Origin of the sequence: Arthrobacter sp. efr-133-TYG-118 (assembly GCF_030209755.1) — a bacterium.
GTDB lineage: Bacteria > Actinomycetota > Actinomycetes > Actinomycetales > Micrococcaceae > Arthrobacter.
Genome location: NZ_JARVRH010000012.1, coordinates 267,138 through 291,432 on the forward strand (window position 1 = coordinate 267,138; position 24,295 = coordinate 291,432).

General features: G+C 60.8%; 18 protein-coding genes. 7 read left to right on the forward strand and 11 right to left on the reverse strand.

Annotated elements, in window-relative coordinates:
- Positions 1-90: 90 nt before the first annotated feature.
- The 3 genes from QRN59_RS12130 to QRN59_RS12140 all read right to left on the reverse strand — a co-directional run bounded on the left by QRN59_RS12130 (position 91) and on the right by QRN59_RS12140 (position 2,892).
- Positions 91-231 carry a hypothetical protein gene (locus tag QRN59_RS12130; protein WP_172465581.1) on the reverse strand — a complete coding sequence of 47 codons (141 nt, stop codon included), beginning with the start codon at positions 229-231 and terminating at the stop codon, positions 91-93.
- A gap of 579 nt (positions 232-810) precedes the next feature.
- Positions 811-1,395 (reverse strand): histidine phosphatase family protein, encoded by a 585-nt coding sequence (locus tag QRN59_RS12135; RefSeq protein WP_234752949.1) that lies wholly within the window; start codon positions 1,393-1,395, stop codon positions 811-813.
- Positions 1,396-2,892 carry a CCA tRNA nucleotidyltransferase gene (locus tag QRN59_RS12140; protein ID WP_284982764.1) on the reverse strand — a complete coding sequence of 499 codons (1,497 nt, stop codon included), beginning with the start codon at positions 2,890-2,892 and terminating at the stop codon, positions 1,396-1,398.
- A 216-nt stretch (positions 2,893-3,108) separates the two neighbouring features.
- Between QRN59_RS12140 and QRN59_RS12145 the strand changes: the two genes are divergently transcribed.
- The 5 genes from QRN59_RS12145 (at position 3,109) to trxA (ending at position 9,131) form a co-directional block, all read left to right on the forward strand.
- Positions 3,109-3,609 (forward strand): NUDIX hydrolase, encoded by a 501-nt coding sequence (locus QRN59_RS12145; protein ID WP_059388857.1) that lies wholly within the window; start codon positions 3,109-3,111, stop codon positions 3,607-3,609.
- A gap of 60 nt (positions 3,610-3,669) precedes the next feature.
- The gene (murJ, locus tag QRN59_RS12150) at positions 3,670-5,751 is read left to right on the forward strand and encodes a murein biosynthesis integral membrane protein MurJ (RefSeq protein ID WP_284982846.1); all 2,082 of its coding nucleotides are present in this window, start codon (positions 3,670-3,672) and stop codon (positions 5,749-5,751) included.
- A gap of 143 nt (positions 5,752-5,894) precedes the next feature.
- On the forward strand, positions 5,895-7,550 hold the full coding sequence (locus tag QRN59_RS12155) for an ABC transporter substrate-binding protein (RefSeq protein ID WP_284982765.1): 1,656 nt from the start codon (positions 5,895-5,897) through the stop codon (positions 7,548-7,550).
- 261 nt (positions 7,551-7,811) lie between these two features.
- Positions 7,812-8,768, forward strand: coding sequence for a thioredoxin-disulfide reductase (trxB, locus tag QRN59_RS12160; RefSeq protein WP_284982766.1), 957 nt, complete (start codon positions 7,812-7,814; stop codon positions 8,766-8,768).
- A 36-nt stretch (positions 8,769-8,804) separates the two neighbouring features.
- Entirely contained in the window at positions 8,805-9,131 is a 327-nt protein-coding gene (gene trxA / locus QRN59_RS12165) for a thioredoxin (RefSeq protein ID WP_078107075.1), read from the forward strand.
- A 5,982-nt stretch (positions 9,132-15,113) separates the two neighbouring features.
- Here the strand turns inward: trxA and QRN59_RS12170 are convergent.
- From QRN59_RS12170 to rpmH, 8 genes are all read right to left on the reverse strand, one after another.
- Positions 15,114-16,298 carry a ParB/RepB/Spo0J family partition protein gene (locus tag QRN59_RS12170; RefSeq protein ID WP_284982767.1) on the reverse strand — a complete coding sequence of 395 codons (1,185 nt, stop codon included), beginning with the start codon at positions 16,296-16,298 and terminating at the stop codon, positions 15,114-15,116.
- Positions 16,299-16,365: 67 nt separating this feature from the next.
- Positions 16,366-17,421, reverse strand: coding sequence for a ParA family protein (locus QRN59_RS12175; protein ID WP_284982768.1), 1,056 nt, complete (start codon positions 17,419-17,421; stop codon positions 16,366-16,368).
- An 86-nt stretch (positions 17,422-17,507) separates the two neighbouring features.
- On the reverse strand, positions 17,508-18,158 hold the full coding sequence (gene rsmG / locus QRN59_RS12180) for a 16S rRNA (guanine(527)-N(7))-methyltransferase RsmG (RefSeq protein WP_059388861.1): 651 nt from the start codon (positions 18,156-18,158) through the stop codon (positions 17,508-17,510).
- A gap of 6 nt (positions 18,159-18,164) precedes the next feature.
- A complete protein-coding gene (locus QRN59_RS12185; protein ID WP_284982769.1) occupies positions 18,165-18,740 on the reverse strand; it encodes a Jag family protein in 576 nt (191 codons plus the stop codon).
- Positions 18,740-19,711, reverse strand: a complete 972-nt coding sequence (gene yidC, locus QRN59_RS12190; protein ID WP_284982770.1) for a membrane protein insertase YidC — start codon at positions 19,709-19,711, stop codon at positions 18,740-18,742. The genes QRN59_RS12185 and yidC overlap by 1 nt, the downstream gene beginning before the upstream one ends.
- Positions 19,712-19,728: 17 nt before the next feature.
- Complete coding sequence (gene yidD / locus QRN59_RS12195; protein WP_425550475.1) at positions 19,729-20,127, reverse strand: membrane protein insertion efficiency factor YidD; 399 nt, start codon at positions 20,125-20,127, stop codon at positions 19,729-19,731.
- Complete coding sequence (rnpA, locus tag QRN59_RS12200) at positions 20,120-20,527, reverse strand: ribonuclease P protein component (protein WP_078107069.1); 408 nt, start codon at positions 20,525-20,527, stop codon at positions 20,120-20,122. The genes yidD and rnpA overlap by 8 nt, the downstream gene beginning before the upstream one ends.
- 40 nt (positions 20,528-20,567) lie before the next feature.
- Positions 20,568-20,705 (reverse strand): 50S ribosomal protein L34, encoded by a 138-nt coding sequence (gene rpmH / locus QRN59_RS12205; protein ID WP_011776797.1) that lies wholly within the window; start codon positions 20,703-20,705, stop codon positions 20,568-20,570.
- Between the two features lie 456 nt (positions 20,706-21,161).
- On the opposite strand from rpmH, the gene dnaA reads away from it, so the two are divergent.
- Together dnaA and dnaN are read left to right on the forward strand one after the other, a co-directional pair.
- Positions 21,162-22,583 (forward strand): chromosomal replication initiator protein DnaA, encoded by a 1,422-nt coding sequence (gene dnaA, locus QRN59_RS12210; RefSeq protein ID WP_284982771.1) that lies wholly within the window; start codon positions 21,162-21,164, stop codon positions 22,581-22,583.
- Between the two features lie 535 nt (positions 22,584-23,118).
- Complete coding sequence (dnaN, locus tag QRN59_RS12215) at positions 23,119-24,243, forward strand: DNA polymerase III subunit beta (RefSeq protein WP_284982773.1); 1,125 nt, start codon at positions 23,119-23,121, stop codon at positions 24,241-24,243.
- The last annotated feature ends 52 nt before the right edge of the window (positions 24,244-24,295 follow it).

The following is a 24,295-nucleotide window of genomic DNA, read 5'->3' on the forward strand; positions in this document are numbered from 1 at the left end:
CGGAAGCCCACGCATTGCCGCGTGGGCTTCCGAGGCGAATGGTCCGATGTGTGCCATCAGTCCCTCCTGAAGTGCAGTGGTGGGGGACACTCAGCGGATGATGCCCATTTGGTGCAGGACGACGTAGACGTCTTCCCGGCGTTGGTCCAGCAGTTGTCCGTTGAAGAGGGTCTTGTCTTTGACGACGGGCTTGCCGTTGAAGACCATCAGGTCCTTGAGGCGTTTGGCCAAGGGTTCACCTCCTTTCGTATCGAAGAGAATTGCCTGAATTCGGGCATGACAATTAAGCCCCCTGAATTCGAAGAAAACAGGGGCGGAATTAGGCGTGTGAATGCCGGGCAATGATGGGTGGATTAAGCGGATTTCCCGAACACCTCGTGAGTACCGGAGCATGGAGTTCCGGTACGTGGTATCCAGGGCAGACGTCCCCAACAAGAAGCTGGTTCCGAACTATGAGGAAACTGCGCACCACGTCAATCGCGTGATACCGCTCAATGGCAGGCCCAACTCGGAGCCTGACTGCACCGTGAACCGCCCCAAATAATCAGGGGAGGGAGTACATCAGGGGGAGTTAGGCCGCAAAACGGCGTCGAGCAGCGAAGGCCGGGGTGCCAGCAACGGTCATCTTCCATCCGCTAGTCAAAGTAATCATTTTCCCAACCTCCTTTTCTGCTTTGGCACTACCGCAGCTGACTGACTGGGTACTGCACGCCTCAATCCCGGCGGATCGCTCTGGGATCAAAAATAAAGTTACACCATGAATCGCGCTATTGACCAGCCAATTACAAAGAATTTATAAATTGATTCTTCCTACAGTCCCCAGCGAAGAATGGCAGGCGTCCGCTTGTCCCATCCCAAGGTACAAACTTTGGCTGTTCCCAGGACAAAGTGGCGTCCTTCCCTGGCATCCAATTCAAGCCAGCGGGCCGTGAGGATGCGGGAGAAATGGCCATGGGCGACAATCAGGACGTTGTCCATTCCAGACTCGAGGACGCGGGCAATGATCTTGTCGGCACGGGCTGCCACAGAGTCGAGCGTCTCGCCGTTGGGAACGCCGTCAGTCCAGATGAGGTAGTCCGGGTTGTCTTTGCGGATGAGGTCCGAACTGATGCCTTCGTAGTCGCCGTAGTTCCACTCCACAGCGAGCGGTTCATGAACGGCGTCGGGGAAGCCCGCCAACTCCGCGGTACGCCGGGCTCGGCGCAGCGGCGATGTCAGGACCAGGTCGAAGTCGATGCCTTCCAAGATCTTGCGGGCTTCCACGGCCTGCTGCTCGCCTTCCACCGTCAAGGGAAGGTCAGTCAAGCCGGTGTATTGGCCACTCTTGGACCATTCCGTCTCGCCGTGACGCATGATCCAGAGCTGTGGCCGGGAGGGCCTGGCTGCAGGGTTCACTTAGGACTCCTCTGGTTCGGCGGTGCCTGCTTTGGCATCGACGGCTGGTTCCGATGAAAGTTCGACGGCGGACTCGGGTTGCATGGTCCACCACGCCAGGAGCTTGGACTCGGCCTCCTCCTGGGACAGCGGACCGTTTTCCATGCGCTCCTCCAGGAGGAACTTGTAGGCGCGGCCGACGACAGGTCCGGGCTTGAGTCCCAACAAGGCCATGATGCGTGCTCCGTCCAGGTCGGGCCGGATGGCATTGAGCGATTCTTGTTCGGCCAGGACCCCAATCCGTTGTTCAAGGTCATCGTAGGCAAAGGAGAGCCGCTCCGCCTTGCGCTGGTTACGTGTGGTGACGTCGGACCGGGTCAGTCGGTGCAGGCGCTCCAACAAGGGGCCCGCGTCTGCCACATAGCGGCGGACGGCGGAATCGGTCCAGCCCGCGTCTCCGTAGCCGTAGAAACGCATGTGGAGCTCCACAAGCCGAGCCACGGCTTTGATGGTGTCATTGTCGAAGCGCAGGGCCTTCATGCGTTTTGCAGTCAGTTTGGAGCCCACCATGTCGTGGTGGCGGAAGCTCACCGCGCCGCCCGGTTCGAAACGGCGCGTCGCCGGCTTCCCGACGTCGTGCATTAGCGCGGCGAAGCGCAACACAAAATCCGGACCCGGCACGGGGCCGTCCGGGCCCGTCTCGAGCGACGCGGCCTGCTCCAGAACCTGCAGGGAGTGCTGGTAGACGTCCTTGTGCCGGTGGTGCTCATCGGCTTCAAGGCGCAACGCAGACACCTCGGGCAGGACGAATTCGGCCAGTCCGGTATCCACGAGGAGGTCGATGCCCGCGCGCGGGTGCGCACCATTAATGAGCTTGACAAGCTCCTCGCGCACGCGCTCGGCGGAAATGATCTTGATCCGCTCCGCCATCCCGGACATGGCGAGGCGCACGTCGTCGTGCACTGCAACGCCAAGCTGCGCCGCGAAGCGGGCAGCGCGCATCATGCGGAGGGGATCGTCGGAAAATGACGATTCGGGTGCTCCCGGGGTGGCGAGGACCGAGGCATGCAGGTCGCGGACCCCGCCGAACGGATCCACGAGTTCCAAGGTGGGCAGCCGGAGCGCCATGGCGTTGATCGTGAAGTCGCGGCGTAGGAGGTCGTCCAGCAATGACGAGCCGAAGGCCACCACGGGCTTGCGGGAATCGGCGTCGTAGGCCTCGGCGCGGTACGTCGTAATCTCAATCTGGAAGCCGGATTTCTTCATCCCGATCGTTCCAAAGGCGCGGCCGATCTCCCAGAAATTGTCTGCCCACCTCTTGATGATGGAAAGGGTCTGGTCCGGAGTGGCGTCAGTGGTGAAATCCAGGTCCGGCGAGACACGACCCAGGAAGAGGTCCCGCACCGGCCCGCCAACCAGCGACAGTTCGAATCCAGCGTCCACAAACCGCTGTCCGAGGTCCAGGACCACTGGATCCATCTGGAAATTAACTGAGGAACTGTCCAATACTTGCGCCATAGTTCCTTAAGCTTGTCAGATTTCGCAGCGCCATCCCACCGGATCCTTGTCATTGCGCTGCGATTGCATGGCGACGGCACCGGGATCACCGCCGGACGCCATCCGCACGTCACCGCGAGTCCATGTCCCGGTCATCACCAACGGGCAAGAGTCGTTAGAGTGGACTTCATGGCCAACCCGATCCCGAGTGCTCCTGGCAGGAGGACGAACGCACCATTGCCGTCGGCAATTGGTGCCCACGTCGCGCCCGCTCCGCACCCGGCACAGGCTGCCCTTCCGACGGTGGAAGAAGTCTCCGCCGGCGGCGTCGTCGTAGACACGTCCGACGGCGAACTGAGGGTTGCGATCATCGCCCGCCTTAATAGGGGTGGCCGGCTCGAGTGGTGCCTCCCGAAGGGGCATCCGGAGGGCAAGGAAAACAACGAGGAAGCAGCCGTCCGCGAGATTGCTGAAGAGACCGGAATCGAAGGCAACGTCCTCGCTCCTCTCGGCAGCATCGACTACTGGTTCACCGTGAGCGGGCACCGCGTCCACAAAACCGTGCACCATTTCCTCCTGCGCGCCACGGGCGGAGAGCTGACCATCGAGAACGATCCCGACCAAGAGGCGATTGATGCCGCTTGGGTTCCCCTCCAGGAATTGGCGCGCAAGTTGTCCTTTCCCAATGAGCGGCGCATCGCCGATCTTGCCCGGGAAGTCCTCCCCGAGCACCTCTAACGCGGCCGTTTATACAGTCTTGACGCAACAGGCAGCCCGGCTCATGGGACGATAATGACAATGTCTGCCGCCAAACCAACCCAGTCAGTCCAGTCCGGAGAAACACGTTCCAGCGCCGTCATGGCCGCCGGGACGCTCGTTTCACGGTTCCTCGGCTTCGCCAAAACCTGGATGCTTGGCGCCGCACTGGGGCTGGGATCGACGGTCAATGACACATTCATCAACGCCAACAACCTGCCCAACCTGATCTTCCTCCTGGTGGCAGGCGGTGTCTTCAACGCCGTCCTTGTCCCGCAAATCATCAAGGCCAGCAAGGGCCCGGACCGCGGCGCCGACTACATCAGCCGGCTCCTGACCTTGGCCGTGCTGGTTCTCTTGACGCTGACGGCGCTGGTCACGCTGGCCGCGCCCATGGTCATCGACCTCACTACCCAGGGCTATTCACCCCAGCAGAAATCCCTGGCCGTAACGTTCGCGTTCTATTGCCTGCCGCAGATCTTCTTCTACGGTTTGTACGCTCTGCTGACCCAGATCCTCAACGCCAACGGCGCCTTCGGCCCCGCCATGTGGGCGCCGATCCTGAACAATGTGGTGGCCATCGCCGGACTGGGCATGTTCATCTGGATCCTTGGTGCCAACAACACCAACCCCCACACCTTGGATAATTGGGGACCCTTCCAGACCTTCCTGATCGCAGGCTTCTCCACCGTCGGCGTGCTCGCGCAGACGGCCATACTCCTCGTCCCGGTGATCCGCCTGCGTCTCGGGCTCCGGCCCCGCTTCGGCTGGCGGGGCGTGGGACTGGGCCAAGCGGCAAAACTGAGCGTCTGGACGCTCCTGACCGCCGCCGTCGGGCAGCTCGCTTTCCTTTACGTCATGAGGATCGCCACGATTCCCGGCTCCGAGCGGCTTCGCTTGGAGCACGCGCAGGACCCGGCGGCCGCCACCCTCCCCGGTAACGCGGTCCTGGAAGTAGCCAGCCAGCTGTACCTGCTGCCGCACTCGATCATTGCGTTATCGCTCGCCACGGTTCTCTTCAACCGTATGGCCCACGCGTCCCAGGCCGGCAACAAAGCCGAGCTGCGCGAAGCACTTTCGCACGGCCTGCGGACGATGGCCGTCGCCACTGTCTTCGGCGCACTGGCCCTGTTCGCCCTCGCCGGACCGCTGGGCATGTTCTTCTCCGGCGGGAAGCCCCAGGACGGCGTCATGCTCGCCCAGACGCTGACGATCCTCGCACTAAGCACGCCGTTCATGAGCGCCAACTTCATGATGTCCCGCGTCTTCTACGCCAACGAAGACGCCCGGACCCCTTTCTACATCCAGCTCATGCTGGCCCTGCTCAACGTTGTGGGCGCGTTCATCATCCAGTTCCTGCCGGTGGGCCAGATCATCTTCGCGATCGCCGTCCTGTACACGCTCGGCAACATCCTGTCCGTGGTCATCAGCGTCTGGTTCCTGCGACGCCTCCTGGGCCATGTGGACGGCCCCCGGATCGCAAACTCGTACATCCGCATGGGCTACGCCGCCTTGGGCTCGGCGATCGCCGGCGCCTTGGCTCTGTGGCTCCTCGGCAGTTACCACGCTGACGGTTTCGCCTGGAGCAGCAGGCCTGCCGCTTTGGTGACGGTGGTCGTCGTCGGGCCTGTCATGCTGCTTGCGTATCTGTTCCTGTTGCGCGTCTTCCACGTCAGCGAGCTGCGCGATCTGCTCCGGCCCGTGCTCGGCCGGCTCGGCCGTGGCGTTCCGGTTGCTAAGACACCGTCGGCGAGCGGAAAGCAGACCCCGACGGCGGTCCGCGCCACACTGTCCGACGACACCGGGCTCATTCCGCGCATCTCGGGCGAGTTCGACGCAGCATCCTTCCGCGCCGGTCCCGCCTTGCAAACAATCCCTTCCAAGGACGGGTGGGATGGCGGCCACGATCCTGACCACCTTGCCCACGGGGGCATTGCGGAAGGGAAGGATAAAGTGGACGCTTGGTCCGACGTCGAGAAGTCATATCTGCCGGATGAAGACCTCCCCAGCACCGCGCAAGGGGCCGCAGGCCGCCCGGGCATCCCGTTGCCTGGTCGCCGCACTTATCAGGGGACGCTGGGAAACAACCCATATTTCCGCGGTGGACCCCGCCGCAAAAGGTGACGCATCCTCGCAAACCGGGAGCCGGAACGGCCCAATCAGCTAGGATCAGAAACTAATACAGGTAGTTGCAGACCACGGGTCACCCGGCTGGCCGGATCCCGTATTCAGGACCCGCAGCTTCCGGACAGTCATAGGAGGAACCCGTGTCCCACCCGATCGATGTCGGATCAGTGCTTGGCGGCCGCTACAAAGTCACAGCCACCGTGTTGACTTCGCACGACCAAGATCTGGTGCTCGACGGCGTGGACCAGGTCCTCAACAGGCCTGTCAGCATCCTCGTAGCTGGCCCCGGAAACGCCGAGCAGGTTGCCAAGAGCGCCCGCGAGGTAGCCACTGGGGAACGGCCCGGGCATGTCCAGATCCTCGATCTCGGCGTCAGCGACAGCACCACGTACCTCATCACCAACCACAGCAGCGCTCCTGACCTGCTGGATCTCGTGGTGGCCACCAACCCGCCCTACGTCGAACCGTTCTTTACGGACACCCTGGGCAGCGAGATCTTCGGCCAGGCCCGGTCCCACGAGCCCGAGACCTACGACGGACTGTACGACGACGAAGAGCACGACGCCGAGTACATCAGTTACGACGAGGTCGAGCCCACTCCCGCCGGCGAATCACTGCCAGATGCCGCGGCACCTGCGGACCCGCGCCGCCCGGTGGTTCCTCCCATGCCCGCCAGCCGGCCAGCGTCGGCCCCTGGGGGTATCGGTTCCCGCATCGCTGCTGCGGCAGCGGGAGCAGGGGCGGCCGCAGCGGCCGCCGTAAAGGGTACCGGCAGGCCAAACAGCGACGACGGCGAAGCCGCACCTTCCGGGAGGACTGGATCCGCTTCGGCCGCCGAGTCCACCCGGGCCGCTGAGTCGAGCAGGACCGCTCCGCAGCAAATCCAAGAGGCGCCCGCCACGCAGGCTGTTCCGGCGTCCACCCCTCAGGCGCCTACCTCCGCGAACCCCGCCCAGGAATCCAAAGTCTCTCTCTGGTCCGAAGACGACTACGGCTTCGTTAATGAGGACGCCGGCTCCCGCGGTGCGGGCGCTTCGCGCGGTGCGGGCGCCGCTACCGGCGGATACAGCCGAGGAGCATCGAGCTTCCCGGCGACTGCGCGTGAGCAGGCAGAGCCCCTTGACGAAGACGAATACTACGACGAGGAACCAGTCCGCGAGCCCCGTTCCTTCCGTTGGCTCGTGGGTGGGGTCCTTGCCGCCGTCTTGATCGTGGGTTTGATTCTGGCTGTCACCAACCTCGGTAACCTGATCCCCGGAGGGTCGCCCGCGGCCAAGCAGTCCTCCACAGCGTCCCAATCAGTATCTGGACAGCCGAGTAGCAGTGCATCTGCACCTCCGGTCGCAGGGCCTCCGGCCATTGATGGAGTCACTCGCATGGGCGATTTCGAGTTCGCCGCGACCTACGACAAGGACCTGGTCAAGGCCTACGACGGCAATGCCGCGAGTTACTGGTCGGACATGGAGTTCGCCACTGCGGACTGGGGTGGACTCGCTCCTGATGGGGTTTCGCTGCTCGTCAAGCTCAAGGCCCCCTCGCAAGTGACGTCCGTCACATTGAGCCAGTTGGGCGCGTCCGGTGGAAACATCAACGTTTACACCAACGACCGTCCGGCCATGGACGGCGCCAAATTGGTGGGCACCAACAGCTTCACGTCACCGGAGCTCACCATGCCGCTCAGTTCCCCTGTAACGGCACAGTACGTAATCATCTCCATCAAATCCCTGCCCAAGCTGACCGCGCCCAAGACACGCTACGGGTTCGGCCTCCGCCTTGCGGAGATCAAGGTCCAGTAGTCGACGGCGGGAGGCCCCTTCGGGCGCAGGTGACCGTTTCGGTCACTTGCGTCTGTTCCCGGTGATTACGTCAAGGGGAGCGTCAACTCCGGTAACGGAGCCTTCGTCCTTCCATGCCCTGCGCTGCCGGAAGGTACCCTGAATGGTGGCGGATATTAGGGTCCCCGGGAACATCGGAATATTCCGCGCCGACAGAGGGTTGTGCCATGTGGCCGGCCGCAAGGATCCGGTGCATCGACTAAGGAAGAGGTTCACCCACCAGTGAGCAACGCAGAAAACACCGCGTCCAACGTACGTGATGTCATCATCGTAGGCTCAGGGCCTGCCGGTTATACGGCTGCCGTCTACACGGCACGCGCGAACATGAACCCGCTGCTCATCGCCGGTTCCGTGACTGCCGGTGGCGAACTGATGAACACAACGGACGTCGAGAACTACCCCGGTTTTCCCGAAGGCGTCATGGGACCTGATCTCATGGAAAACTTCGAAAAGCAGGCGGCACGCTTCGGGACTGAAATTCAGTTTGAGGATGTCACCGAACTGGACCTCGACGGTGACATCAAGTCAGTGACCATCGCCACGGGGGAGACCTTCAAGGCACGCGCCATCATTCTGTCGACGGGTTCCGCATACCGTGAACTCGGCCTGGAGAATGAAAAGCGCCTTTCCGGCCACGGCGTGAGCTGGTGTGCAACCTGTGACGGTTTCTTCTTCAAGGACCAGGACATCGCGGTGATCGGCGGCGGCGACTCTGCCATGGAGGAAGCACTCTTCCTCACCAAATTCGCCAAGTCCGTCACCGTGGTACACCGCCGCGACAGCCTCAAGGCTTCCAAAATCATGGGTGACCGTGCCCAGGCCCACGAGAAGATTAACTTCGTGTGGAACACCGCCGTCGAAGACGTCATCGGTGGGGCCAAGGTGAGCGGCCTGAAGCTGAAGAACCTCGTTGACGGCACCGAGTCCGAACTCGCCGTCACCGGCGTTTTCGTGGCCATCGGCAACGATCCCCGCACGGAACTCGTAAAGGGAAAGCTGGAGCTAGCCCCTGAAGGCACCATCGCCGTCGACGGCCGCAGCTCCAAGACCAGCATCAAGGGCGTCTTCGCCGCCGGCGACGTCGTGGACCCCACCTACCGTCAGGCCATCACGGCTGCCGGTTCCGGTTGTGTCGCGGCCTTGGACGTCGAACACTATCTTGCAGACCTGCACGCCTAATCGGCACAGCAGCCATCCATTCGAAGGGAAAGAATTATGAGCAACGCTAAAAACGTTACCGACGCCAGTTTCAGCACCGACGTCCTGGCCGCCGAAAAGCCGGTCATCGTGGACTTCTGGGCAGAGTGGTGCGGCCCGTGCCGTAAGTTGGGTCCCATCCTCGACGAGATCTCGGTTGAATACGGAGACAAAGTTGACGTCGTCAAGCTGAATGTCGACGACAACCCGGCCATTGCCGCTGAATACGGCATCACGTCGATTCCGGCGGTTTACCTCTTCAGTGGGGGAGAAGTGAAGAGCACGGTTATCGGTGCCAAGCCGAAGCAGTTCTTCGAAAAGGAATTTGAATCCGTACTGTCCTAGGACGTCGGGCGCCCGTTTAGAGGTCGCTTCTGATTCAGCCGGTGGTTTTCGCTCTTGAGCGAGGACCACCGGCTTTTTCGTGCCTTGGGATACGCAGTCCTGGGTTCGTCGCCACGCAGCTCGGTGATGGTGGTGATTGCCGGAGGTATTGGTAGGCACAGCGAAGGGCTGCCGCTGGTTTCGCTTGGACCTTTTGTTTGTGAACTTTTTTCATATTCAAAATGACTAATTCTTCTTGATAACGGGCCTAGACAGGCGTGAGATATGTGGGCAACCGGAACCGGGCTGGGATCAGTGCAATTGCAGGCGGGCATGACTTGGAACACGGGTAGATTCGACTGTTTCACGTGAAACAGCGCTGGCCGGTAGTGGAATTCCCAGCAGATCGCGTCTTCGAAATCGGTGCCAGATGAGTTCTTGCGCGCTCAGCAAGTGCACCGTTTCACGTGAAACATGGCTACCCGCTCACCCGGTATCGAACTACACACTCGTGTTCGCATCAAATAGACCCGAACAGCGTGGAAACTGGCTGCTGCACGGTTTCACGTGAAACCTAAGTGGACACACGCCGGCGCACGGTTCGCGGGCACATGCGAAACTCCCGGTCGGTACTGATGCCGTACTGAACTCCGTACGGATTTCCGATCCACTGACTCCTGCGGGCGACGCCTCTTGCCGACGGCTTAGGGCGCCCTGGGTAGCGTAGGTGGCCGGCCTCAGGACATTCTTCGTTGTTAGTTAAGGGTGTCCCGCGCAAACTCATCAGTGCTCCATGTTTCACGTGAAACACCGTGTCAGCCTGAAGATCATAATCATGTGCTCATGGGCCAAGACTCGACTCGACCGGGCAACCAGCGTCCTTCACCACCGAGCACGGGCGGGCCATCGTGCGGAGGGTTCTGCACAGAATAGAACACGTCCCAGCTCTCGGGATTCGGATTGTCGTGCAACGTTCCTAGAGATTGCTGCTGGATGACCTATTCACCGAGGCCCTCGCCTCCGCAAATAGATCGTTCAAAGACTGTCCAGGCCGCGACGACGGTGAGGCACAGCTGCGTCGTCGCGGCATGCGTTCACCTGGTCTGTTGAATAAGCATGTCTTGCAATTAATTTCAGTTGTTTCAAAATTAACGGTCGAGATTCCGCGCTATGAAATCCAGTCAGTCATCCGTACAGGCACATCGGTAGTTTTCGGAGGTGGTTCGACACTTCGTGGCGGGACGGATCTGTAAGAGCCCACAGGCTGGATACTGATCGGGATGAGCCGCCGTTGCACTGCGGTTCGATACGGGCTCCGGGATCTGGCCCGGGCATCTTGACTCTTGCGGGCCGACGCTGCGTCGATACATCTGTCCCAGTAGCCAGAGGAGAGCAACGATTGGCCTTCCCGCCGTCCACACCGGGTAGATTGCGATGTGGTCATGTCGGCTTCCTCACGCACGTTCGCAGGCCAACTCGGGTTGCCGGTCAGCAAAAGCGCCACTCAAGGAGCTCAAGTAGGCGCCTTCAGGTCGGCCCTTGGCATCAGAACGAACAACCATCGGTGACGCGGCGCGACGGCGCCAGTACTGCATCACCTCTGCACAGCAACGCCGGGAGGGTGGCCGGACATCATCACCTTCCAATTCCCTCAGGGCGGCCATTCGGAGACTGAATCGCAATTGAGGGTGGGGACAAGCTCCGGTCGGAGCGGTCAAGTTCTCAAATGCCGCGCGCGATAGCCAGGTCATGTTCGCAAACCGACAGGCGGCGCGGGTCCAAATTGACCCAGTTCACGCCTCATTGAACCCATCCACGCAGCCTTAGGCCGCAGTTCCCACGTGAGAATCTAGTCGGAGCCGGGTTCAAGACGGCGCTGGAGCAAGCCTGCACCGATGAGCGTGGCCCCAATCTCCAATCCTGGATCACGGCGCTGCGGCCGGCGCCGAGTTCGCTCCGATCGAGCTACTGCCCCGGACTTCGGCAGACCCGGTTCGTACCTCACACCTACTGACCTGGCGTCACGAAGCCAGTCACCTAGCAACGTTGGCCTCCCAGAACGATCATCCAGATGCGAATGAACCACGAGGGCCGAATCCAACACGAACATGCAGCCTCCAACAATCTTCCCGAGCTGCACCCTCCGTCACGGACAATTGCTGGTACTGGAGGATTCGAACGCGGGAAAGGGGGGCGCGTGGGCGGTGTGAGGGCTTCGCGGTTTGCTCGGGAACTCAAGCGTACCCAAACGCACCGGGAGACGAATTCGTATCCCCGAGGCGTGAGAACCCGATCATTCGCACGGCTGAACGTCGGACGGCGATTCCCATTGCAGAGTGTTCGCCCGGCCCGTGGGTCCCCGGCCCGCCCACGGTTCCCTACGGCTCGATGTACAAGTTCGGCGGGGCGCAGGCGGTCGCTGCTTCAATATCGATTGAAAGTGCAAGCCATTACCACTGGCTTTGCGGACGGCACCCTGATCGCCGGCATACCCACGTTGTGAATGCACCATGCCGAAACAGACTAGCGTGCGGTCCCTTCGACAGAAGCACTGGAGCCATGTCGTCTCAACGGCTGATTCCCCCACAAGCGCGTATTGGTGTGCGTCGGCCAATCAGCAGCCTGCGACGCGCCCTTCCCTTCAGGCCCGAGAGAGTCCCGCGGGCAGCCTCGGGGCGGTCACAGTTTCACGTGAAACATGCCACGACCATGGGCCCAAACTCGTTCACTCTAGCCTCAGGAAGCATTAGGAGCCGCGACCTGCTGATTAGGATTCGGACACTAGTGCACAACATGGGACGGCCCTTCGACAGCAGTTGGATCGAGCCTGCGAAGGATATCCACCGACCGGTCCAAAGTTATGCACATAGTTATCCACAGAGATATCCACCGGGAAAACGAACCGGTCCTAGCACCTCCCCGCGCGTGGTAGGGACCGCCATCAGTGCGAACCAAAGTGCCGCTCAGCCTGTCACGCGAAATCAGGCTTACCTTGGGTAGGAAATCACCGCAAGAGGGCAGAAGCGGGCCAGAATCAGGCGAAAATTGGGTGAAAACGACCAGTTTGAAGACGACAGCTCTGTTTCACGTGAAACAGAGCCGTTGAAGGGCACAAACACCGCACGAGTACCGGCGCCGGCCGGATAGAGACTCGCAGAGTTCAGACCTCCAACGCCCCAGCCCGGAAGACTTATCAACAAAGTTATCCACAACGATATCCACCGACGCTCTCAGACTTTTCAACAGCGGTTCGTACCCGTCAAGCGGGTGGGAGCAGCGCCCTAGCAGAGCAAACTTGTTCTTCCGGCTACCGAAGTAACTCCCGTATCGAGCCTCGCTTTTGTACGTCCGCTCGCGTCCCGGACCGTCGATACTTCCAACAGGCGTTCTTGAAGTAGCGGCCGCGTAGTCCCAATGTTCCGCGGCTGACCAGCCTAGAGCCCGATCCGGGTGTACACCCACCTCCAAAATTCAGACACCGAAGTGAACTAACAGAACCTCGCCCAGCGAGCATGCGTGCAGCATGCCGTGGGTCCACCCCCGAGATTCGCCGGGGCACAGCATCCCGAGTCCATACGAAATCCACACACGCCACGGAGTGCCGCGCTCATTTCGCGCTTCCAACGAGTGGCTCGCCACTCAGCTTGTCCTGGAGCAATCAGATCGCACAGGCACGCGCGAACCAAAGAGCACTCGTACCAAGAACGCGGCCATACCGGAGAGGGTAGGACCGGTCTAAGCGCCAAGGATGAACCTGGCATGATGACTGCGGGAGAGACTACTCTGCTTACAGCTTCATCCCAAACGATCACCGCGGCCGCTGCCACGTCTACAAATCATCCGTGCGACTATCGGGCTGGGCACGGGTAACGGCGCCAGAACCGACACCCCCACACCCACACCCCGAGCCGCTTCGGACTGCTGGGGGACTGCGATCACGTTGTGGCTGGAGCCGTTGGCACTACTGACCATTGATTCCCGAAGCCCAGCTGGGCTCTAGCCGAAACGATTAGCACCCCACGGGTTGGGGACGTTCACGAGCGATCTTTGGCGAGTCCCTGCATCTCGGATGTAACAACGCCGTCAGTCGATCGAACCTGCCCCAGGCTCACCAGTTCCGACGGAGATCCAAGGTGATCACGGAACGCTTTGGACTGTGCCAATCTCATATTCAAGCCAACAGGGGAGCAGCATCCGAACGTCTGCCCCGACCTCACGCCGCAGATGTCAGCAGCCAAAGAGGCCTCAGCATCGCTCAGGTCCAAGCTCTGCAGTGGCAATCAATCGCAGTCCCAGGCACGCGCCAGCAACCAGGGCGAGCGATCAGCAACCACTCCACCTAACGCTTCATAGTCGCGGGTAGCTCCCGCCCCTACCTGTTCCCATCGGGCCGGCACCAGCTCCTGGCTATTCCGTGTGCCAGACGTCCAGAACACCACCCAACGCACGCTGCACCAAGTCGTTCGGACCCGCTACCCCAGTGATCCTGAGCATCGGCCAGCACGGGACACAGGTAGACGACGGTTCGACCCGTCCCCACGCAGGACCCAATTCGTCAATAAGAAGACCCCGCGCACACCCTATCCCCAGCGTCCTGGCAGTCCGAGCAGGGATGCCTCCTGTCCTGTGCTGCATTCAGCGAGTTGGTCCTAACGCCAAGGGTGCTCGGCCGGCCTGCCACGAGGGATCATGGTGGAAAATGGTGAGTTCGATGCACGGGAGGGAAAGGTGGCAAGGCATGGCCGAGCCCATCGCTACTACCTGGAACTCTCTTTCAGTATCTCCAACCGTAAATGCCGCATTTCTTGAGCGGCTTGATGGGCGGGGCCGAATGCCTGAGATCCCCCTCTAAGAACTAAGTGGACAGAAGCAGTCCGAGGAAGTGGCGGCTTCTGAGGCGTGTCGCTGAGCCGCGTCGCCAATCATTTACCACGTACTGCGAGTCAACTACCAAATATCGAAGCGCATGCTCTGAATCGATCCCGGCCCAGCCTGCAATCCTCGGTTTCACGTGAAACGGCCCGAGCCGACTGTCTATCTCAACGTGACTGCCAGACCACCTGACAGACTGACTTGTTCAGGCGAAATCGAGATCAAGCCCGACGGGCACGCGCGGCCGCGCCGGCTGTTTCACGTGAAACATCTGCATCTCAACGACGCGTAGGAGGCCCCGGCTCGCTTGGCCCAGCATGCTCGCACTGTTGCGCCGTCACCGGCTGAAGTTGAGTCCAAGCTATGGAACTGTGTGGGCGCAGAATGTAGGTTGAACGTTCTACAGAAGTTGCCCTAGCCCCGCCTGAGTCGGCACACACAAAAGAAGGGGATCGGAACTGATCCGGGCGCCCAAAAGCCGGATCGACCAAGGCCAGCAGATGCCTGTGTCGACAACGAAGAATCCGGCGGGACTCCCAGGTTCGACCGTAGGAGATCCAGCCGAACGTCAATTGAAGCCGAACGAACCCTGTTACTCACGTGAATCGCGAAGACATGTGCTCGCAAAGGAAGCTGGCAGCCGCAACCTAAGCTTAGGGGAACTCGACGTTGCCTGTCACTGAGGCATATTCCAGCCAGCTCGAACGGAAGCATTCGAGAGCACTCGAGTGATCTTTTGCGGAAGAGGGACCCAAATCGGCCCCCGCATCGGGCCAATGAGAAGCCAGCCTCCTATCTTCTTGCGCGCCAGTCCCTGTGCGTTTCACGTGAAACACATAAGTGACAACACGTAGTGGAGCGGCTCGCCGCGACGGACACCTTAGGGGCAAGTGTCCAGGACTGCTGCACCCACAGCGGAAGGGCCTCAAACCGGCCGCGCCTTCAGCACAAACAAGTTACTCAAATAGCTACACTCAGCCATCCACAGCCCGAGCGCACCCTAGTGGTGCTCACTCCACGATGAACATGGCAACAGCACCAACTGACTTCCGTACGCCCCTCGAGCAACCGTTAAATGAAAATGGGGCCTGCCTCCTCAGAAGCAAACCCCAATTCCGTGAAATCGAGCGACTAGCCTTCATCCCCGGGCGACAAAACATCCATGATGCGGTTCAGATCCTCAACGCTCGCAAACTCAATGCTGACTCGACCCTTTCGGGCACCCAGTGTGATCTTGACATTGGTGTCCAGCCGATCAGAAAGAGAAGACGCAAGGTAGTCTAGGCGCTCATGGCGCGCATTCGGGCGCGGGATGCTGTTCTTAGGCGGCACAGTAGGATCCTGGTACAACGCCACTGCTTCCTCAGTGGCCCGTACGGACATTCCTTCAGAGACAATCTTCTGCGCGAGACGCTCCATAGCGGCTGCGTCGGGAAGAGCGAGCAATGCACGAGCATGGCCGGCCGAGAGCACGCTGGCGGCAACGCGTCGTTGCACGAGGGGAGGGAGTTTGAGGAGGCGGAGGGTGTTGGACACCTGCGGCCGCGACCGTCCGATCCGATCGGCCAGCTGCTCGTGGGTAGTACCGAAGTCCTCCAGGAGCTGCTGGTAGGCAGCTGCTTCTTCCAGAGGGTTCAGTTGGCTGCGGTGGAGGTTCTCCAGCAAAGCATCGCGCAGGAGGTCGTCATCATTGGTGTCGCGAACAATCGCGGGAATGGTTTCGAGTCCGGCGGCCTGTACAGCCCTCCATCGTCGTTCACCCATCACCAGCTCGTACGGTTCTCCACCCTTTTCGGTTGAAGTACGTACAACAATCGGCTGGAGGACGCCTATTTCTTTGACGGAGTGAACCAGCTCCGCCATGTCGTCCTCGTCGAAGACGCTGCGCGGTTGCTTGCGGTTGGGATGGATGTCCCCGACCGGGATTTCGGCGAAGCGCGCCCCGGGAACCTCGACCAGTTGGACCTCGGGCGATTCCGCGGGAAGCGACTCAGAAGAAGCGTCATCGGCAGCCTCGGCAGGCTCAGACGCGGCCTGCTTTTCATCGGCGGTGACCTTCGCAGCGGGCGACTTCGCAGCAGGAGCCTTTGCCGCCGTCGTACTCTTGGACGAAGAGCCTCGCGATGGCGAGCTCTTCGCTACCTCGGTCTCAGGCACTTCAAGAGCATCCACCGTCTCCGGGGTCTTGCGTGCCTCAGGGAAGAAGAGGTCCACAGGGCGGGACGTCGGAACGCCATTGCCCGATGCACCAGCCGAAGCGGAGCTGGGAATGAGAGCCCCAAGACCCCTACCCAGGCCTCGTCGCTTTTCGCTCATTAGTATGTCCCTCCGGTGGAATGGCAAGAATAGGGCCCGCCAAGGATATTGCAGTGATTAAGGAAGTCTAGCGTTCGGCGATTTCCGCGGCGGCTTCCATGTAGGACAACGCGCCGCTGGATGACGGATCGTAGGTCATCACCGTCTGTTGGTAGCTCGGAGCTTCCGAGATGCGCACGGAGCGGGGAACCACGGCGCCGAGAACTTGCTCCGGGAAATGCTGCCGGACTTCGGAAGCCACCTGTGCGGCCAGGTTGGTGCGGCCGTCGTACATGGTGAGGAGTATGGTGGAAACGACCAGATCAGCATTGAGGTGCTTCTGGATCATTTCGATGTTCTTCAGGAGCTGGCTCAGGCCTTCCAATGCGTAGTACTCACACTGGATCGGGATGAGTACCTCGCTGGCCGCGCAGAAGGCGTTGACCGTCAGCAGGCCCAGGCTGGGCGGGCAGTCGATGAAGATGAAGTCCAGGCGACCTTCACCGTTCTTTGCGCGTTCCTTCGAATACACATCGATGGCGCGGCGCAGGCGCTGCTCGCGTGCCACGAGGGAAACCAGTTCAATTTCAGCGCCCGCCAGGTGAATGGTTGCCGGCGCGCAGATGAGATTGGGAATATCAGGGCAAGGAGCCACTACGTCACGCAGCGGGAGATCATTGATCAGCACATCGTAGATACTGTCGACGTCGGCGTGGTGCTCAATGCCGAGAGCGGTGGATGCATTTCCCTGGGGATCGATGTCGATCACCAGGACATTGAGTCCAGCGGAAGCCAAAGCGGCCGCAATATTGACGGTCGTGGTGGTCTTTCCTACGCCGCCCTTTTGATTGGACACGGTAAATATCCGGGTCTTCTCGGGCTTGGGAAGCTCGCGTCCCAGCAGCCGTTCGCGACGTCGGGTCTCGTTGGCGAGCTGGCGCGCAATAGGGCTGGAGTCGTCGATGGAGTCCATGACGTTGTCGTGTCCGGCAATCAGGGTTTCACGTGAAACAGCGGCGTTCGCAACCGAATTCGTGCGCATCAGCGCAGATTCAAAGGACGCCGAGGGTGCAGCCATGGCCCGAGCCGACCCCAAGGAAATAAATGGCGGGATCCGCTGGGTGGAGGTTTCGCTACTGCCCACTGTCACACTCTCACTCTCATTCGGCTCTAGCTGCCGTTCTCTAGCTTAACCGCTCAGTTGCGGACACGCGGGACACAGCGCCGAAGCTAAGCGATCTTCCGCTGTTTGTTAACGACGATCCGCACCACTGTGGTGGGTTCTTCCAGGAGCTCCTGCCCACAAACTACGACGGACGTTTCCACGCCGCCGAGCCTGCGGATGACTTTCGCTGCTTGCTCAATCTCCTCCGCAGCACTGCGGCCCTTGATTGCAACCACTTCACCCTTGCCGTTAAGCAAGGGAATGGTCAAGCCAGCGAGCTTGGACAGGGCAGAGACAGCCCGCGCCGTGACAACGTCCGCGTCGACCATTCCGACCGCGAGCTCTGCCCGGGTGCGCATGACGGTAACATTGCCCAGCCCGAGGTCGTCCACTACTTCCTGAAGCCAGATGACGCGTCTCTCCAGGGGTTCGATCAGCGTGAGTTCAAGATCGGGGCGTGCAATCGCCAGGCACAAGCCCGGAAGCCCCGCGCCGGACCCAACGTCTGCAACGTGGCTTCCATGGGCAATCGCCGACTCGATGACCGCGCAATTGAGAACGTGCCGGCTCCACAGGCGCGGAACCTCGCGCGGGCCAATCAGCCCGCGCTCGGTTCCCGACGTCGCCAGATGCTCTACGTACCGCTGGGCGAGACCCAGCCGATCACCGAAAATCTTCTCTGCCGCCTGCAGTTCGGCTGCCGTAATTTCAACCATGATCCGTTAGTCGGCCGAAACCACGATGTGGCGGCCGGCGCCTTCGCCCTCGGACTCGGATACAAAGCCGAGGTCCGCGACAGCGTCGTGCACAATCTTGCGTTCGTAGGCACTCATTGGTTCAAGTGCCACAGAGGCGCCGGTCTCCTTGACCTTCGCGACGGCGTCTTCGGCAATCTGCTGCAGATCGCCGGCACGTTCCTTGCGGTAGCCGTTGATGTCAAGCACCAGGCGGGACCGGTTCTCAGTCGCCGACAGCACGGACAGGCGAGCGAGTTCCTGAAGGGCTTCGAGCACTTCACCGTCGCGACCTACCAGGCTCTCAAGCCCCTCGGAGTCGTCTTCAGCCGCGATCGAGATGTAGGTGCGGCCGTTGCGGATCTCAATGTCGATGTCGCCATCAATGTCGGCAATGTCGAGGAGTTCCTCAAGGTAGTCCGCGGCGACGTCCCCCTCTTCCTCGAGGCGGCTCACGGAAGTGCCCTTGCCGGCAACAGCGCCATCTTCGGAAGTTTCTTCTGTGGCTTCTGCCAGTTCCTCGGCGGCAGCGGCCGTTGCCTCTTCGGTGCTTTCAACAGACATTACTTCTTCTTCCTGTTCTTACGTTGTGGCTGGATGCGCTGCTGTGCCTTGACCTCTACGGCGGCCACTTCGGCAGCGACGTCTGCGTCCTTCTTACCGCCCAGGAGGGGGTGGGAAGGCAAGCCCTTGGCTGCGCGACGTTCAGCAAGCGCCTTCGCCGCGGGGGAACCCGGAGTCGGCATGCGGCGGATGACAAAGAACTGTTGGCCCATGGTCCACAAGTTGGTGGTGGTCCAGTAGATGAGCACACCAATCGGGAAGTTGATGCCACCCACACCGAAAACGAGCGGCAGAATGTAGAGCATCATCTTCTGCTGGCGCATGAACGGGCTGGCCATTGCCTCTTCGGACATGTTCTTGGCCATGATCTGCTTCTGCGTGATGAACTGCGACGCCGTCATGGCGAGGATCATCACGATGGAGAGGACCCACACGACCGTCTGGTCACCGCCACCGCCGCCATGGAGCAGCGAAGCCGAGAGCGGGGCACCGAAGATGCTGGACGCGTCGAACTGCACAACCTGCTCATGGCTCAAAGCACCGATGCCGTTGCCGCTTTCCTTCGCGGCACTGATACCGGAAAGCACCTGGAACAGGGCGAAGAAGAACGGCATCTGGATCAGCATGGGCAAACAAGCGGAGAACGGGTTGGTGCCGTGCTTCTTGTACAGCGCCATCTGTTCCTGCGCCATCGCCTGGCGGGAGAGCTGGTCGGTCTTGCCCTTGTACTTCGCCTGCATCTTCTTCAGATCAGGCTGAAGCAGCTGCATGCCTCGCTGTGCCTTGATTTGCTTGACGAAGACAGGGATCAGGGCGGCACGGATCACCAGCACCAAGCCGATGATGGACAGCGTCCAGGTCCAGCCGTTCTCCGGCGGCAGGCCGATGAAACTCAGCCCGTCGTGGAACCCCAGCATGATCGCGGACACTAGCCACTTGAACGGGGCCAGAATTGTTCCAAAGATGTCCATACGTTTTCCCTATTTCCTCAGGCCGCTGTGCGGCGACCGTCTTCATCAGACCACACAGCCAGGAACTGGTCCGGGTTGTTCAGTACAACAATTGTGGGCGTCTGGCCTTCGGGCCAGTGACGATGTCCAGCGGGGACGTGGTCCACACCGCCGGCGTTCCAGGGGTGGCAACGCGCAAGGCGCCGCACTGCGAGCCAGCTTCCCTTGACGGCACCATGTACCGTCACTGCTTCGAGGGCATACGCCGAGCAGGAAGGGAAGAATCGGCACACCTGGCCGTACAAGGGAGAGATGATCCTGCGATACGTCTTCAGCAAGATGATGAGGACGTTGCGCGGCAGCTCCCACAAAAATGTTCCGAGGATCCTCGGAGCGACTCTAAAGAAGCGGACGACGGCGGAGCTCAGCTCATGCACGCGGTGTCCCTTCCGTTGTGGTGCCCTGGGTGGGCGAAACAACTCGCGGAGAGGATCCGCCGAGCCGTTTCGTAGTTGCCGCCAAGGCGGCATTGTAATCCGTCAGCAGCTGGTCCCAGCTCGCCGTCGCAGCCGCGGGCAACGCCCGGACCACAACAGCAAGACCCGTGCCATGCCTATTCAAAGACAAAGCACCTGCTTCTCTCAGTCTCCTCTTAACGAGGTTCCTGGTCACAGCGTTCCCGACAGCTTTGGAAACGATGAAGCCGATGCGGCTCGGTTCTCCAGCACCGATAGGTGCCGTATATAACACTAAGTTCCGGCGTCCATTGCGGACGCCGGAACGTACAGTTGTTGAAAAGTCGGTAGAAGTCCGCAGACGGTTACGGGTGGCTAGCACCTATTGGCTCGCTTGGAAGGCTGACCGACGAGTCAGTTATTTAGGCCGACAGTTCGACGCGGCCCTTGCCACGACGGGCGGCCAAGATGGCACGGCCGGCACGGGTGCGCATACGAAGGCGGAAGCCATGCTTCTTGGCCCGACGGCGGTTATTCGGCTGAAAAGTCCGCTTGCTCACGTTAGTTACTCCAGTGGATCAAAGGTGCGCCCACCCGATCAAAAGGGGAAGAACTGGCCGACGCTAAGTTTATTGAGTATCCGCCGCCGCCCAACGCCGGATTTACCGGAGGTGCGGGTGGTCAAAAAGCGGACACATAGGACTTCACAACGTTAGGGCAAAAAGACCCCCCAGGTCAAACCGGGAGCCGCAGAGCCCGCTATCCCCAGCTGTGGCTAAGTACCCCGTCAGCCTGTGGATGAAGTGGCTCACAGACCCCGTTTCAGAACCACAACCGTGTAATTATCCACAAGCTTCTTCCCAGCTATCTTCTGGAGTTTCCATCCCCTAGAGTGTCTCAGTAGCCGATTATCCACGGACTGTGCATAACCCTGTGGATTCGGTTCGGAATCCACTCATGGTTTGGACCTTCGGCTGCCGCAATCCAGGCAAGCAAGCACTCGAGGGAACCAATTGATGACGGTAGACGAAGCCAACCACGCCAACACGGTCGGAAGTTCCTGGCGGCGGGTGCTGAGCCTGCTGGAACAAGACGATCGCGTCACACCCCGGCAGCGCGGTTTCGTTATCCTTGCCCAGGCGCAGGGCCTGATCGGCTCCACGCTACTGGTGGCCGTACCCAACGAACTGACCCGCGAGGTTCTCCAGACGCAGGTCAAGGACGCCCTCGATGACGCCCTGCGCAGCGTCTTTTCCGACGACATCCGGTGCGCGATCGACGTCGACACGGATCTGGTGCCCATCCACGAAGAGCCGGCCCCCGCCGTCGAACTCGCTTCCGCGAACGACCTGGCCGTGGAACTGAAGCCACAGCCCACCCCGCCGAGTACTTCGCACGAATTCGGCCGGCTCAACCCGAAGTACGTCTTTGACACCTTCGTGATCGGTTCTTCCAACCGATTCGCCCATGCTGCCGCCGTCGCTGTCGCGGAAGCACCGGCCAAGGCCTATAACCCGCTGTTCATCTACGGTGATTCCGGGCTCGGCAAGACGCACTTGTTGCACGCGATCGGCCACTATGCCCGCCGGCTCTACAGCGGCATCCGGGTGCGCTACGTGAATTCCGAAGAGTTCACCAACGACTTCATCAACTCCATCCGCGACGACGAAGGCGCCAGCTTCAAGACCACGTACCGCAACGTCGACGTGCTCCTGATTGACGACATCCAGTTCCTGGCGGGCAAGGACCGGACGCTCGAAGAGTTCTTCCACACCTTCAACGCCCTGCACAACAACAACAAGCAGGTGGTCATCACCTCGGACCTCCCGCCGAAGCAGCTGGCCGGGTTCGAAGACCGCATGAAGTCCCGTTTCGAATGGGGCCTGCTGACCGATATCCAGCCGCCGGAACTCGAAACCCGCATTGCGATCCTCCGCAAGAAGGCCCAGAGCGAGGGATTGTCCGCCCCCGACGACGCCTTGGAGTACATCGCTTCCAAGATCTCCAGTAACATCCGCGAGCTCGAAGGCGCCCTGATCCGCGTCACTGCGTTCGCCAGCCTCAACCGCCAGCCCGTCGATGTGGCCCTCGCCGAAATGGTGCTGAAGGACCTGATCACCGACGACGGCGCCCAGGAGATCACGGCCGACCAAATCCTGAAGCAGACGGCCGAGTACTTCAAGCTCAGCATGGAAGAGCTTTGCAGCAAGTCCCGGACGCGCACCTTGGTGACTGCGCGGCAGATCGCCATGTACCTGTGTCGCGAGCTCACCGACATGTCCCTGCCGAAGATCGGCCAGGAGCTTGGCGGCCGCGACCACACCACAGTGATCCACGCAGACCGCAAGATTCGCGAACTGATGGCCGAGCGCCGTGTGATCTACAACCAGGTGACTGAGCTGACCAACCGCATCAAGCAACAACAACGCGATTCCTGACTCACTCCCTCGAGGTACTACATACCTTATTAACAGGCACATGTGGATAAGCCTGTGGATACTTAAGGGGACAAGCGCGGTTAATGGGCTTAAAACCCTTAAGCCGTCTGTGGATCGTTAAAAACGGCCCTGGGGGTTATCCACGTCCACACCCTGTTTAAAACCCCTGTCGCCCACATATCGTGAACAGGGCTTAACCGCGGAACTGCGGGTCCAGGAGCGGTTATCCACAGTTTCCACAGGGGTTATTAACACTACTAATCCCAAAAAAATGAATTCCCTCAAATAACAATCTCCTTCCGCCCACCCAGCGACGCAGCCCGTAGCTGCTTCGAACCACAAGCCAGCAGGCCGGGGATGGGTTAATGCCCGAAGTTCCGGCTAAGCTGTCTGCATCGCGTCCATCCTTGGCGCTGCTTTGTAGTTCGCTCACTGCGGATCTTGCAGCTTTCGGGTTCCGGGCGCTGGATTTCGGGGCTCCTGGGGGAGTTTCCGGTGAAACACTGGCAGCAGTAATGAAAGGCGGCACCCTTCCGTGAAGTTCAGAGTCGAGCGGGATGTCCTGGCAGAAGCCGTCACATGGACAGCCCGGTCCTTGTCTCCGCGGCCGCCCGTCCCGGTACTCTCAGGTCTCCTGCTCAAGGCAGAGGCCGGAACAGTGAGTCTCTCGAGCTTTGACTACGAGACCTCCGCCCGTCTCGAGATTCCAGCTGACATCACCACGGAGGGAACCATCCTGGTTTCCGGGCGTCTTTTGGCCGATATCTGCCGCAGCCTCCCCTCGGCTCCTGTCGAAATCGAGACCGATGGCAGCAAGGTCACCCTTACGTGCCGTCGAAGCAGCTTCCATCTCGCCACAATGCCGGAATCCGAATACCCGCCGCTTCCTGCGCTTCCCGCCATCAGCGGAACCTTGCCCGGCGATGCCTTCGCCCAGGCCGTTTCACAGGTCATCATCGCGGCCAGCAGGGATGACACCTTGCCGATCCTCACCGGTGTCCGGATGGAGATCGAGGATGACATGATCACCCTCCTCGCCACGGACCGATACCGCCTCGCCATGCGCGAAGTACCGTGGAAGCCCGTCACCCCGGGAATTTCCACGAGTGCCCTGGTGAAATCCAAGACCCTCAACGAGGTAGCCAAGACCCTCGGTGGCAGCGGCGACATCCATCTCGCCCTCGCCGACGACGACAGCCGCCTGATTGGCTTCGAAAGCGGCGGGCGTACCACCACTTCCTTGCTCGTCGACGGCGACTACCCCAAGATCCGGTCCTTGTTCCCGGATTCCACGCCGATCCACGCAACGGTCCAAACGCAGGAACTCGTTGAAGCCGTTCGACGCGTGTCCTTGGTCGCCGAACGAAACACCCCGGTTCGCCTGGCGTTCACCCAGGGCCAGCTGAACCTCGACGCCGGTACCGGCGAAGATGCTCAGGCATCCGAGGAACTGGAAGCCCAGCTCAGCGGTGAAGACATCACGGTGGCGTTCAACCCGCACTACCTCGTGGAAGGCCTGAGCGTGATCGAGACCAAGTTCGTGCGCTTCTCCTTCACCACCGCGCCCAAACCGGCCATGATCACCGCCCAGGTTGACGCCGACGGCGATGACAAGGGCGACTACCGCTACCTCGTGATGCCCGTCCGCCTCCCCAACTAGCTAGCAGTAGTTGTCGTTCTGGGCCCCAAAAACGACAACAAGTGCGAGTCAG

Excerpts from the sequence above, each read along its gene's own strand:
- QRN59_RS12140 (WP_284982764.1), bottom strand. The coding sequence starts at position 2,892 with ATGGCGCAAGTATTGGACAGTTCCTCAGTTAATTTCCAGATGGATCCA.
- QRN59_RS12185 (WP_284982769.1), bottom strand. The coding sequence starts at position 18,740 with ATGTCTGTTGAAAGCACCGAAGAGGCAACGGCCGCTGCCGCCGAGGAA.
- rsmG (WP_059388861.1), bottom strand. The coding sequence starts at position 18,158 with ATGGTTGAAATTACGGCAGCCGAACTGCAGGCGGCAGAGAAGATTTTC.
- yidC (WP_284982770.1), bottom strand. The coding sequence starts at position 19,711 with ATGGACATCTTTGGAACAATTCTGGCCCCGTTCAAGTGGCTAGTGTCC.
- murJ (WP_284982846.1), top strand. The coding sequence starts at position 3,670 with ATGTCTGCCGCCAAACCAACCCAGTCAGTCCAGTCCGGAGAAACACGT.
- dnaA (WP_284982771.1), top strand. The coding sequence starts at position 21,162 with ATGACGGTAGACGAAGCCAACCACGCCAACACGGTCGGAAGTTCCTGG.
- trxA (WP_078107075.1), top strand. The coding sequence starts at position 8,805 with ATGAGCAACGCTAAAAACGTTACCGACGCCAGTTTCAGCACCGACGTC.
- QRN59_RS12170 (WP_284982767.1), bottom strand. The coding sequence starts at position 16,298 with ATGAGCGAAAAGCGACGAGGCCTGGGTAGGGGTCTTGGGGCTCTCATT.